General features: G+C 48.1%; 16 protein-coding genes. All 16 read left to right on the top strand.

Translation table 11 applies throughout. The features are described from left to right. The first annotated feature begins 6 nt into the window (after positions 1-6). Complete coding sequence (gene fliJ / locus DFQ01_RS06545) at positions 7-453, top strand: flagellar export protein FliJ (RefSeq protein ID WP_110043074.1); 447 nt, start codon at positions 7-9, stop codon at positions 451-453. Positions 454-494: 41 nt separating this feature from the next. Next, positions 495-1409 (top strand): MotE family protein, encoded by a 915-nt coding sequence (locus DFQ01_RS06550; protein ID WP_245946560.1) that lies wholly within the window; start codon positions 495-497, stop codon positions 1407-1409. A gap of 41 nt (positions 1410-1450) precedes the next feature. After that, a complete protein-coding gene (locus DFQ01_RS06555) occupies positions 1451-2845 on the top strand; it encodes a flagellar hook-length control protein FliK (protein WP_110043076.1) in 1395 nt (464 codons plus the stop codon). 37 nt (positions 2846-2882) lie between these two features. After that, positions 2883-3362 (top strand): flagellar hook assembly protein FlgD, encoded by a 480-nt coding sequence (flgD, locus tag DFQ01_RS06560; RefSeq protein ID WP_110043077.1) that lies wholly within the window; start codon positions 2883-2885, stop codon positions 3360-3362. Beyond that, a complete protein-coding gene (locus DFQ01_RS06565; protein WP_110043078.1) occupies positions 3355-3747 on the top strand; it encodes a TIGR02530 family flagellar biosynthesis protein in 393 nt (130 codons plus the stop codon). The genes flgD and DFQ01_RS06565 overlap by 8 nt, the downstream gene beginning before the upstream one ends. 99 nt (positions 3748-3846) lie before the next feature. Continuing rightward, positions 3847-4665, top strand: coding sequence for a flagellar basal body rod protein FlgG (gene flgG, locus DFQ01_RS06570; protein ID WP_110043079.1), 819 nt, complete (start codon positions 3847-3849; stop codon positions 4663-4665). Positions 4666-4788: 123 nt separating this feature from the next. Further along, positions 4789-5019 (top strand): flagellar FlbD family protein, encoded by a 231-nt coding sequence (locus DFQ01_RS06575; protein WP_110043080.1) that lies wholly within the window; start codon positions 4789-4791, stop codon positions 5017-5019. Then, entirely contained in the window at positions 5016-5483 is a 468-nt protein-coding gene (locus tag DFQ01_RS06580) for a flagellar basal body-associated FliL family protein (protein ID WP_110043081.1), read from the top strand. The genes DFQ01_RS06575 and DFQ01_RS06580 overlap by 4 nt, the downstream gene beginning before the upstream one ends. A gap of 37 nt (positions 5484-5520) precedes the next feature. Next, positions 5521-6519: a flagellar motor switch protein FliM gene (gene fliM, locus DFQ01_RS06585; protein WP_110043082.1), complete on the top strand. Its 999-nt coding sequence runs from the start codon at positions 5521-5523 to the stop codon at positions 6517-6519. Continuing rightward, positions 6512-7735, top strand: a complete 1224-nt coding sequence (gene fliY / locus DFQ01_RS06590; protein ID WP_110043083.1) for a flagellar motor switch phosphatase FliY — start codon at positions 6512-6514, stop codon at positions 7733-7735. Before fliM ends, fliY begins: the two co-directional genes overlap by 8 nt. Before the next feature lie 23 nt (positions 7736-7758). Further along, the gene (locus DFQ01_RS06595) at positions 7759-8121 is read left to right on the top strand and encodes a response regulator (protein ID WP_110043084.1); all 363 of its coding nucleotides are present in this window, start codon (positions 7759-7761) and stop codon (positions 8119-8121) included. 12 nt (positions 8122-8133) lie between these two features. Then, positions 8134-8757, top strand: coding sequence for a FliO/MopB family protein (locus DFQ01_RS06600; RefSeq protein ID WP_110043085.1), 624 nt, complete (start codon positions 8134-8136; stop codon positions 8755-8757). Beyond that, entirely contained in the window at positions 8754-9512 is a 759-nt protein-coding gene (fliP, locus tag DFQ01_RS06605) for a flagellar type III secretion system pore protein FliP (RefSeq protein WP_110043086.1), read from the top strand. Before DFQ01_RS06600 ends, fliP begins: the two co-directional genes overlap by 4 nt. An 18-nt stretch (positions 9513-9530) precedes the next feature. Beyond that, positions 9531-9800: a flagellar biosynthesis protein FliQ gene (fliQ, locus tag DFQ01_RS06610; RefSeq protein WP_110043087.1), complete on the top strand. Its 270-nt coding sequence runs from the start codon at positions 9531-9533 to the stop codon at positions 9798-9800. Between the two features lie 13 nt (positions 9801-9813). After that, positions 9814-10605: a flagellar biosynthetic protein FliR gene (gene fliR, locus DFQ01_RS06615; protein WP_110043088.1), complete on the top strand. Its 792-nt coding sequence runs from the start codon at positions 9814-9816 to the stop codon at positions 10603-10605. Between the two features lie 49 nt (positions 10606-10654). Further along, on the top strand, positions 10655-11761 hold the full coding sequence (gene flhB, locus DFQ01_RS06620) for a flagellar biosynthesis protein FlhB (RefSeq protein ID WP_245946561.1): 1107 nt from the start codon (positions 10655-10657) through the stop codon (positions 11759-11761). Positions 11762-11772: the final 11 nt, after the last annotated feature.

Here is an 11772-nt window from a genome sequence, read left to right on the forward strand (position 1 = left end):
CGATAAGTGGCAAAGTTCGCGTATGCCTATCAGAAAATAGTAGGTTTAAAGGAAAGCGAGAAGCGTCAAGCGGAATGGATGCTATCTGATGCACTTGGAAAGCTGCAGATCCAGCAGCTTTCGCTCGAACAATTGTTGTCCGAGCGAAAGCTGTGGGAGGATCGGCAGACGGAGATGGCACAATCAGCAGTATCATTAGGAGAGCTGTTGGCTGTTCAACAGTATATAAGCTACCTGGACAGCTGCATTCAGAGCAAAAACGCAGAGGTTCGTCGGGCGAATGGAGTAGTAGAGCAAAGTCGCAGCCATCTGACTGTCAAATTGAAAGACGAGAAAGTGTGGCTGCAAGCGAAGGAACGAGCATTCAATCGATTCCGGCAAGCAACGATGCTCCAAGAGCAGAACGAGCTAGATGAAATGGCGACCGTCCGTTTCATGTTCGCAGCCCCTTAACCGATGCTAGAAAGCTTGCGTGATCCGGGACTTCGGGAGGGATGAAATTGGCGGAAATGGATTTGGACAATGAGCGCTACAGCGGATTTGAACGATTTATGTTCTTCTTGACGCCGATTTTGTTCACGATCATATTGCTTGGCGTGTTTCTAATGCTCTTTAACGAGAATATGAGAAACAGAATGCTAGAAGCAGGTAATTCGATTCCTTACTTAGCAGATGTACTTCCAGATCCGAAAACGAAGGAAGAGCCAACTGATCAACAAGTGGCTGCTGAGACATCGACTGCAAAGATCGATGAGCTGCGCAAGCAGCTGAACGACAAGACGAGCGAACTTACTGCAGCGCAGGACAAAGCCGCACTTGCAGATGAGCAAATCAAGCAGCTGCAAAGTGAAATCGAACAGCTGACGAAAGCGAACGAAGAGAAGATGCTCGACGATGAGCAGTATCAAGCGAAGATTACAGAGTTGGCTAACATGTACGCACTTATGACGCCTAGTAAAGCCGCTCCGATTCTTCAAAGCATGTCCACAGATGAAGCTGTGTTAGTTCTTGAAGCGATGGCTGTGGATAAACAATCTAAAATACTCGAGAAGATGACTGCGCAGAAAGCAGCTGACATCTCGATCAGTCTGAAAGATGTAGTATCGGCGAAGGATCGTCAAATCGCTGCATTGCAAGGGCAGTTGGATCGCCAATCGGCATCGAGTACGACGACTACGCAAACGCAAAGCGTGCTGGATACTACACAGCTGCAGAAGACATTTGCAAGCATGACTGCCAAAAGTGCAGCTGATCTGCTGATCAAAATGGCGGACGTCAGCCCGAGCAAGGTGCTTCGTATTTTGAATGCAGTGGATGACAGTACACGTGCTAGCATTTTGCAGGAAATGTCGACGATTAATAACGGTGTTACGGCACAACTCGTATCGAAGCTTATGACAGGAAAATAATCGAATCGCTTGCTTTCTAGGGATGGAAGGAGGTGAAACAGATGGATATGGCAATTGCTTCTACACCAACCGTTCCAGCTGCGCAGACGCAGTCGAAGACGGCAGCAAATGGCACGGATTCGAGTGCGGCAGCAGCGGGCAGCAGCGGCCAGTTCGGCCAGAAGCTCGCAGGCAGTATGAAGGGGCAAGGCGGTACCAGTACGGCAGCAGCGAAGACGGAAGCATCGTCGACGACTGCTGCGGACCAAACAGCAGCAACGACGCAGGTGGCAACAGTTGAACAATTAACGGCAGAGCAGCTTGTTGCAGCAATCGGAGAGCTATTGCAGGGACTGCAAAATAATGCAGACGAGCAGCAATCCGATGATGCGAGTACTCAGGATTCGCAAAATATGTTAGATACGCTTCAGCAAATGCTGGATCAATTGAATGCGATGCTGACACTGCTAGGACAGGAGCCTGTACAGCCTTTGCCGCAAGTTCCTGGCTTCGAGGTTGAAGACATGAAAGTTGATGTGGCGCAAGCGCTTGTTCAGCTGCAACAGACGATTGAAAGTGGTCAACTAGGTTCAGCTAAGCTTGGCAACTCGCTCGAATGGCTTAACTCACAACTTACAGTGCTGCAGCAATCGGTACAGCAGTTGAAGACAGGACAGAATGAGCAGGCAGCACCTCAAGAGGATGAACAACTCTTGAACATTGCTCCTCACACTTCGAGTACAAGTGAACAACCAACCGCAACAACTACACAGACGACAGTCACTGTTAAAGCGGTGTCGCTGCTTGATCAGCTGAACCGTAATACGGTAAGCCCAAATCTTCTGCAAGTCATTGCTGGTCAGCAGCAAACGAGTGAGCATGCGGAGGAGCCTGTTGTAACTGCAGACGAAACGCCAATTGCGATCAACTTGCATGCACAGGCAGTCGAAGCAGCGCGAACGACCACGGTGGCTCGCACGGTACAAGTACCGCAGCAAGTACCAGTGGAACAATTCGCTGAGAAGATGGCAGATTTGATGGTCAACAAGTTCGAGGTGAAGACTGCGGCTGGTAATTCGGAAGCGAAGCTGACGCTGACTCCTGAGCATCTTGGACAAGTGGATGTACGTATCTCTGTTCAGAATGGTCAATTGACGGCATTATTCGTTACCGATTCGAGTGCGGCAAAGGACATGTTGGACAACCAGTTAGCACTTCTTCGTGCTAACCTTCAATCTCAAGGTCTAGACGTTGAAAAGTTGGAAGTATCGCAGCAGTCCGTCGACAGTCAGATGGCGCAGCAGCAAGACGGCGGATCCGGCAGACAACAGTCAGGTAACAGTAGTGGAACTAGCGATAACAGCGAATCGGAGCTATCTGCATTCGAGACGGAGCTAGCCGAACAGACCGTTATTCGAGGGCTTGGATTCGGACGCGGTATTAACGTAAGAGCTTAACAGTTATTGGATACAGCAAGGGATGGAGGTGAAAGAAGTGGCATCAACTGTCAGTACTAACTCAGTCTGGCCGAATTACAGCACATCGAATGTGCAGAAGGCAGCTGCGAAAGAGTCGACTTCAACGCTTGGTAAGGATGATTTCCTGCAATTGTTAGTAACACAATTGTCGAACCAGGATCCAAGTTCGCCGATGGATAATACGGAATTTATCGCTCAGATGGCACAGTTCACTTCGCTTGAGCAGATGATGAATATGTCGGACGAGATGAGTAAGCTTCGTCAAAGTCTCAGTGCAGCTTCTAATTTGATCGGTATGACCGTTGAATGGACTGGTCTGTCGGACGAAGGAGTGACAACAACTTACTCTGGCATGGTAGAAGCCGTCACCGTCAAGGATGGCGTACAGTATGCGAAAGTCGGCGATTACGCTGTTAATGTTGATGATTTAAACACGATTACTTACTCATCTTCATCGTCGACAGCATCTTCTGAGGAAGAGAACAGCAATGAATAATCGAGTGACAATCGGCTCGATGTATCCGTTGCCAGGACGACCGGCGGATGTTCGCACATCGTCTAGTGGCCCGTCTATCCTACGCACGTCGGAAAGCCAATTCGAGCAAGTACTGCAGCAGCAGCAATTACAGCTCATATTTAGTCAGCACGCAGTTCAACGCATACAACAGCGTGGAATCGAAATGCCGCCAGAGACAATGACGAAGCTGGCTAACGCAGTTGATCAAGCAGCTTCCAAAGGTGCTGTCGATTCGTTAATCGTTATGCCTGATGTTGCATTGATCGTGAACGTACCGAACCGAACGGTCGTGACCGCAATGGATCATACGCAATTATCGAATACCGTATTCACCCAAATAGACAGTGCTGTTATTCTTCATTAACAAGCAATGGGCTGGACCTGAGAAGGAAGCCTAGCAATCGCAGATCGACTGAAGCGATTGAAATTCCAATGAACCCGAAACGGGAGGTTGAATTCGTACATGCTTAGATCGATGTATTCCGGTGTATCCGGCATGCGTGCTTTTCAAACGAAACTCGACGTAATTGGCAACAATATCGCGAACGTGAATACGGTAGGTTTTAAGAGCGGCCGTGTTATGTTCAAAGATATTTTGAGCCAGAGCGTTTCTGGTGTGACATCACCAGAAGAGGGTGTACAAGGCGGTACCAACGCAAAGCAGGTTGGCCTTGGCGTAGCAATCTCGTCCATTGATACGGTACATACTGCAGGCAGCGCACAGACGACGAACGTAGCGACAGACTTAAGGATCGATGGCGACGGATTCTTCGCAGTTCGCGCTAACGACGAACAAGAGGTTCCATACCTGACGCGTGCAGGTAACTTCACCCTTGATTCGGCTCGTCAGCTCGTTACGTCTGATGGCTACTTCGTTCTAGCAGAAGGAGGCGAGCCTATCACTTTGGGTGAAGACGTAACATCGTTCTCTATCTCAGAGGATGGGACTATTATTTCGGTTAACGCAGACGGTACTTCAGAAGCGACCGACTTCAAAATCGGCGTGGTGAAAGTAACGAACCCTGGCGGTCTCGAGAAAGTTGGCAATAGCATGTATCGTGTAACGACTAACGCTAACTTGGAAGATATCGAAGTTGGTGCGGCGAACGATGCTGAAACGGGGACAGGCGCAATTATCTCAGGTCAATTGGAAATGTCAAACGTCGACCTGACGGGCGAGTTTACTGAGATGATCGTGGCACAACGCGGCTTCCAAGCGAACTCGCGCATCATCACGACATCCGATGAAATTCTGCAAGAAGTCGTCAATCTGAAACGATAAAGCAGTGGCCGGGGAGAGGTTCTAGAATCTCTCCCTGGGAGCAGCCAATGCTTACGAAGCAGCTTTGCCGCTTAGTGGGCTAGACCAATGAGGGTGAGCTGCACAGCCTGTAGGAGGGAACGTATGATTGGCTTAACGCGATTGAATGGAACGCGAATTACAATTAACGCTTTGTTGATTGAGACGATTGAAGAGATGCCTGACACGCTTATTACACTCACGACCGGTAAAAAATTACATGTGCTTGAAAAGTCTTCGGAAGTGATTTCGCTCGTTCAGCGCTATCTTCAGACGATTGGCGCCATTGCGGCGACGACCTATAAGAGCGAGCAAACGGAGGAAACCTCGTCATGAGAAAAATGGTACCGTGGTTAATCTCGATCCTGTTAGCCATCACGTTAATTGCGATCGTCGTAGTTGTTCTACTAAATACGATGTTCGACGACACAAGCAAGGAGGCCGAATCGACAGAGCCTGTGAAGGTAGAGGTCTTGTCAGCTGATGAGCGAGTGGAGGTCACTTCTGAATTGAAGGATATAAGACGCAATCTGCTCGACAATGATTACGTCCTCATTGTGAGCTTTGCGTTTCAGCTAGACAGTAAGAAATCGCAAGAAGATTTCGAGAAAGTGAAAGACATTCAAATCCGTCCGATCATTAACCGTGTAATTGCGGATATGACGGTCGATCAATTGAGTGGTTCTAAGGGTCAAGATATGCTCTCATCGAAGCTTCTAAATTTGATCAACCAAGAGCTTCCCGAAGATGAGAAGCTGGTGAAAGTCGACATTACGAACTTCGTCATGTCCCAGATCTAGTCGATAGACCGGTATTCCTGTAAGGGGGGTGAGAGATTTGGTTGATGTGTTGTCACAGAATGAGATTGACGCGCTGCTAGCTGCTCTATCATCCGGCGAGATGGATGCAGAGGAGTTAAAGAAAGAGGATACGCAGAAAAAGGTACGTTCCTATGACTTTAAGCGTGCAACTCGATTCTCTAAAGATCACATCCGCAGCTTAACGCGTATACATGAGAACTTCGCGCGGTATTTGACAACCTATTTCTCCGCGCAGCTTCGAACCTTTGTACAAATTAGCGTCGTTGACGTAGAACAGCTGCCATACGACGAATTCATTCGCTCGATTCCAAAGATGACGATTCTGAACATTTTTGAAGCAGAGCCGCTTGAAGGCCGAATGGTGCTTGAAGTGCATCCAAACGTCGCTTACGCGATGCTAGATCGTCTCTTAGGCGGACAAGGCACTGCGCCATCCAAGATGAATGCGTTGACTGAGATTGAAATGACAATCATGGAACGTATATTCAGCCGTGCTTTTGAAAGTCTACAAGAAGCGTGGAAGACAATTATAGATTTGCAACCAAGATTGGAAGCACTTGAGACGAACCCGCAGTTCATGCAAATCGTTTCACCAAACGAGACGATTGCACTCATCTCGCTTAGTACAAAGATTGGTGACACGACAGGGATGATTAACCTTTGTATCCCTCACGTCGTCATTGAACCGATCATGCCGAAGCTATCTGTTCACCACTGGTTCGTATCGCAGAAGAAGTCGCGTTCGCCAGAAGAAGTGGAGATGCTCGAGCAGCGTGTGAATCGTGCTCAGCTGCCAATTGCAGTAGAGTTAGGTGAATCGACCATCAGCATCTTTGAGTTCCTAAACTTGTCGCAGGGCGATGTTATAGCGCTCAATAAACCTGTTGGCGAAGGACTGAGTGTTAAGGTTGGAAACAAAATCAAGTTCATCGGCAGTCCCGGCTCGGTCAAAGATCGAATCGCGGTACAGGTTGACGAAATTGTCAGCGAAGGAGTAGAGGAAGAACATGACTAGTAAAGATTATTTGAGTCAAGAAGAAATTGACGCTTTGCTGAGGCAGTCATCCAGTGATCCTGAGCCGGTGACGACAGATGCTGCAGAAGAAAGCATAACGAGTTTCCTCGATACGATTGAACAAGATGCGCTTGGCGAGATCGGCAACATCACGTTTGGCAGCGCAGCAACGGCATTATCGACTCTTCTTGGCAAGAAAGTAGATATCACGACGCCTCAAGTAACGCTTGTGAAACGTTCGGAGCTCAAAGAAGTATTTCCGAAGCCGCATGTTGCGGTATCGGTTGAATATGTGGATGGTTTTCAAGGTATTAACTCCCTAGTAATTAGAACGCATGATGCGCAAGTGATTGCGGATCTAATGCTTGGCGGAGAGGGAGACGTTCCGCCAGGAGAACTGAATGAAATTCATATCAGTGCCGTTCAAGAAGCAATGAACCAAATGATGGGTTCGTCGGCGACTTCGATGTCGACAATCTTCAACCGTTTCGTCAACATTTCGCCACCGGGAATTAACATTCTTGATGTCGACAATGGCGATGGCGTCAATTCGCTGCCACAAGATGACTACTTCATTAACGTGTCCTTCCGTCTAATGATTGGTGATTTGATCGATTCTACGATCATGCAGCTGCTTCCGGTATCGTTCGCGAAGCAAATGGTTCAAACGCTCATGGGTGGCATGGATGAGGCTCCAGCCCCTGTAGCAGCAGCGTCGGCACCGGCTCCTGTACAAGCAGTTGCAGCCCCTGCAGCAGCTTCTGTACCAGCACCACAGCCGCCTGCAGCAATGCCTCCTGCAGCACCGCCAGCCGCTTATGCACAACCGCAGCAGCAGGCTTACGCGATGCCGCCGCAAGGCCCGAATACATATGGTCAACATCCAAATCGCAATGTGAATGTTCAGCCCGTTCAGTTCGCGAATTTCCAAGGCGCTCCATATGTGCAAGCAGACGACACAAATCTTAATTTGCTTCTCGACATTCCACTGAAAGTAACGGTAGAATTGGGGAGAACCCAAAAGCAGATTAAAGATATTCTAGAGTTGTCGCAAGGATCGATTATCGAGCTGGACAAGCTTGCTGGTGAGCCGGTGGATATCCTCGTGAATAACAAACTGATCGCGAAGGGCGAGGTCGTCGTCATTGACGAAAACTTTGGTGTCCGGGTAACGGATATCGTTAGTCAATGGGACCGCATGCAAAAAATTCAATAACATCCTAGGGGGAAATGTGAACGATGGCTAACCGAATTCTAATCGTAGACGACGCAGCATTTATGCGTATGATGATCCGTGATATTTTGACGAAAAATGGGTACGACGTTGTAGGGGAAGCACCGGACGGCTCAGTTGCTGTCGAAAAGTTCAAAGAACTGAAGCCTGACCTGACAACGATGGATATTACGATGCCTGAGATGGACGGTATCGCTGCACTGAAAGAAATCAAGAAGCTTGATCCGAATGCGAAAGTCATCATGTGTTCTGCAATGGGTCAACAAGCGATGGTTATCGACGCTATCCAAGCAGGTGCTAAAGACTTTATCGTAAAGCCTTTCCAAGCAGATCGCGTAATTGAAGCTATCAAGAAAACGCTAGGTTAGGACTTTCGTATTATGACTAAAAGCCAGCTTCGTGTCGCGGCGCTCGCGACAGCCATTCTCCCGCTTCTCGCAGGGAAGGCTGCCGCGGCGTCCGAAGGACTGGAGACGACGGATACTGCTCCTACTTTTGATGGCAATATGACCGGAACTCTCATAACAGTCATGATCGTATTAGCCGTCATTATCTTTTTGATCGTTTTCCTAATCAAAATGCTAGCTCGGCGTAATCGAGGCTGGGGAGCGAATCGAGCGCTTCGTACACTTGGAGGTGTGCCGCTCGGGCAGCATAAATCGCTTCAGGTTGTCGAATTGGCTGGCAAAGTGTATGTAGTCGGTGTTGGGGAAGATGTCACACTGATCGATAAGGTGGACGATGCTGAGCAAGCTTCGCATATTATCAGCCTTATGGAACAGAGCAACGCGGTCAACTGGAATCCAGCAGCATTGTCGGATTTGATCGGCAAGCTGAAGAAGAACAAGCACGCAGGTGACAGCACAGCAGCCGACAGTTCGTCCGAGGGGCCGGATTTTGAGCGAATGCTCCGCCGCAAGCTAGACGAACAATCGCAGCGCAAGCAGCAAGTTGAAACACTGCTGCGTACACCAAATCAAAGCGATCGGTTGATGGACGAATGAAAACAAAATGGATTATTGCAGTCGCCCTTGTGCAATTGGTGATGCTGGGAATGTTCCATTCTCACGCTTATGCCGAACCGCTGCCGAACGTCAACATTTCGATCGGGGATGAAACAGAAGGATCGGGCTCCAGTGCGATATCGATACTGCTGATGTTAACCGTTCTCAGTATCGCTCCAGCGATTCTGATGCTGATGACAAGCTTCACACGAATTGTCATTGTACTCGGCTTCGTCCGTACATCACTCGGCACGCAGCAGATGCCGCCCAATCAGGTGTTAATCGGTCTTGCGATGTTCCTTACCTTCTTCATCATGTCGCCTACGTTGTCACAAGTGAACCAAGTAGCGCTTCAGCCTTACTTGAAAGGTGAGATCACGCAAACGCAAGCGTTCGAGAAAGCGGCTGAACCAATGAAGAAGTTTATGTTCTCGCAGACAAGAGAGAAAGATTTGCTCTTGTTCATCAAGTACACGAAAACAGAGAAGCCAAGCAGCTATGAAGATATTCCGATCACGGTTCTCGTTCCAGCGTATGCGATTAGCGAGCTCAAGACAGCCTTTCAAATGGGCTTCATGCTATTCATACCGTTTCTCATAATAGACATGGTCGTATCTAGTACGCTAATGGCAATGGGGATGATGATGCTTCCGCCGGTCATGATCTCGTTACCATTCAAAATATTGCTGTTCATCCTGGTGGATGGTTGGTACTTGGTCGTCAAGTCACTGCTGATGAGCTTTAATATGAGCTAGCGGAGGGAACGAACAGCAATGAGTGCGGATTTTATTATCGGGCTAGCAAGTGAGGCCGTGTTTACGATTCTTAAAGCGAGTGCGCCGATGCTTGTTATTGGTCTTACGGTAGGCTTGATCGTAAGTATTTTTCAAGCGACTACACAGATCCAGGAGCAAACGCTCGCATTCGTACCAAAGATCGTAGCCGTGTTTGCTTCCATTATCATTTTTGGCCCATGGATTATGAATACGTTGGTAGACTTCACATTTAACATCTTGAACAACTTGTATAAATACATCGGATAGGCTGGTTAAAAGGATGGAGCTGATCGCACAGGGGTTCCCTATTTTTTTGCTAATATTTTGTCGAATGACAGCGTTTTTCGTCGTAGCTCCCATATTTTCCATGAAGATGGTACCTACTACGTTTAAAATCGGCATCGGTTTCTTCCTATCACTTATCGTATTTCTAACATACGGGGTGAAACAGAATGTCGATCTGGACGCTGCGTATGCCTTACTCGTCATTCGTGAAGTATTAGTCGGTCTGCTTATCGGATTTGTCGTCTATCTGTTCTTCACGGTCGTTCAAACAGCAGGCTCGTTAATGGATATATCCATGGGCTTCGCGATGTCCAATGTCATCGATCCGATGACAGGTGCTTCTTCGCCTATACTTGGCAACTTGAAGCATTTGGTGCTGATTATGGTGTTCCTATCACTCAACGGACATCATTACTTGATTACCGCACTCATGGATAGCTATCAGTGGCTGCCGCTGGATAATGACTTATTCACACACATGTATGATGGCAAAGTTTCGAATTTCATTGTTACAACTTTCTCTGAGACGTTCATGCTGTCGTTTCAAATTGCATCCCCCATTCTTGTCGCGATGTTTCTGACGGATGTCGGTCTTGGGTTTCTTGCTAAGACGGCGCCACAGTACAACGTCTTCGTAATAGGGATGCCGCTCAAAGTATTGCTCGGTCTATTTTTATTAGCACTAATCGTGCCGTCGTTCTCGAATATGTTTGACCAATTGTTCTCGACGATGTTCGAACGGCTCCATCAGTTATTAACGATGCTGCAGCGACCGAATGCAGGCTAGGTGCCGCCCTCTAGGCGGCAGCTGGTACCGACAAGGAGGTGACTGCAAGTTGGACGAAAGAGCCCGATATCGCTTAAAGCTAGATCTGCAATTGTTCAGTCAAGAGAAGACCGAGAAAGCGACGCCCAAGAAGGTTGGAGAAGCTCGCAATAAAGGCCAAGTTGCCAAGTCACACGAATTGCCGGGCGCGTTAATTTTATTGTTCGTTTTTATGAGCTTCGCCATGATCGGGCCATTCTATAAGGATAAACTCGTTGGGATGTTCGGCGACCTATTCGATAAATGGCTCACGATGGAAGCTACACCAGGCAATATTATGTCGTTGATGACGAGCTTGATGTATGAAATGCTCATCATGCTGTCACCAATCTTCATTATCGCGGTTCTAGTTGCGCTGCTCGCCAACTACGCACAGGTCGGAATCCTGTTCACAGGACATCCTTTAATGCCGAAGTTCAGTAAATTGAACCCGCTTCAAGGACTGAAGAGCATAATGTCGCTGCGTACAGTGATCGAATTTATAAAGGCAATGCTGAAGCTGCTTATAATCGGAATTGTCGTGTTCCAATCGCTAAAGAGCGAGTGGGGACGTATTCTACACCTTGATCAATTGCCGGTTACGGAGCTCGCCAGCTTCGTAGGTGGTGTCACCTTGATGCTTGGTATCAAAATCGGTGCCTTGCTCGTCGCTCTCGCGGTAGGCGATTATTTCTACAAGAAGTACGAGCACAACAAAAGCTTGCGCATGTCCAAACAAGACATTAAGGACGAATTCAAAAACACCGAGGGTAATCCGCTTATCAAAAGTCGAATTCGCGATCGTCAACGGAAGATGGCGCTTCAGCGCATGATGCAAGAAGTACCGAAAGCAGACGTCGTTATTACAAACCCAACTCACTTCGCTGTAGCGTTGAAATATGATGCTTCCAAAATGGAAGCACCAGTCGTTATTGCGAAAGGGATGGACTATGTAGCGCTCCGTATTCGGGAAACAGCCAAGGAGCACGGCGTCATTACGATGGAAAACAAGCCGCTCGCCAGAGCGCTGTACGACCGTTCGGAAATCGGCGACTCGATTCCTTCGGATTTGTTCCAAGCGGTGGCGGAAGTGCTGGCATATGTATATAAGTTGAAAGGCCGAGTGAAATCTTCTTGAAACGGGGGAAC

Source organism: Paenibacillus cellulosilyticus (assembly GCF_003182255.1).
Classification (GTDB): domain Bacteria; phylum Bacillota; class Bacilli; order Paenibacillales; family Paenibacillaceae; genus Paenibacillus_T; species Paenibacillus_T cellulosilyticus.

Bases quoted from the DNA above. Each gene is read 5' to 3' on its own strand.
- DFQ01_RS06550 (WP_245946560.1), top strand. From the start codon at position 495: ATGAAATTGGCGGAAATGGATTTGGACAATGAGCGCTACAGCGGATTT.
- DFQ01_RS06555 (WP_110043076.1), top strand. From the start codon at position 1,451: ATGGATATGGCAATTGCTTCTACACCAACCGTTCCAGCTGCGCAGACG.
- DFQ01_RS06565 (WP_110043078.1), top strand. From the start codon at position 3,355: ATGAATAATCGAGTGACAATCGGCTCGATGTATCCGTTGCCAGGACGA.
- flgG (WP_110043079.1), top strand. From the start codon at position 3,847: ATGCTTAGATCGATGTATTCCGGTGTATCCGGCATGCGTGCTTTTCAA.
- DFQ01_RS06575 (WP_110043080.1), top strand. From the start codon at position 4,789: ATGATTGGCTTAACGCGATTGAATGGAACGCGAATTACAATTAACGCT.
- DFQ01_RS06580 (WP_110043081.1), top strand. From the start codon at position 5,016: ATGAGAAAAATGGTACCGTGGTTAATCTCGATCCTGTTAGCCATCACG.
- fliY (WP_110043083.1), top strand. From the start codon at position 6,512: ATGACTAGTAAAGATTATTTGAGTCAAGAAGAAATTGACGCTTTGCTG.
- DFQ01_RS06595 (WP_110043084.1), top strand. From the start codon at position 7,759: ATGGCTAACCGAATTCTAATCGTAGACGACGCAGCATTTATGCGTATG.
- DFQ01_RS06600 (WP_110043085.1), top strand. From the start codon at position 8,134: ATGACTAAAAGCCAGCTTCGTGTCGCGGCGCTCGCGACAGCCATTCTC.
- fliP (WP_110043086.1), top strand. From the start codon at position 8,754: ATGAAAACAAAATGGATTATTGCAGTCGCCCTTGTGCAATTGGTGATG.
- fliQ (WP_110043087.1), top strand. From the start codon at position 9,531: ATGAGTGCGGATTTTATTATCGGGCTAGCAAGTGAGGCCGTGTTTACG.
- fliR (WP_110043088.1), top strand. From the start codon at position 9,814: ATGGAGCTGATCGCACAGGGGTTCCCTATTTTTTTGCTAATATTTTGT.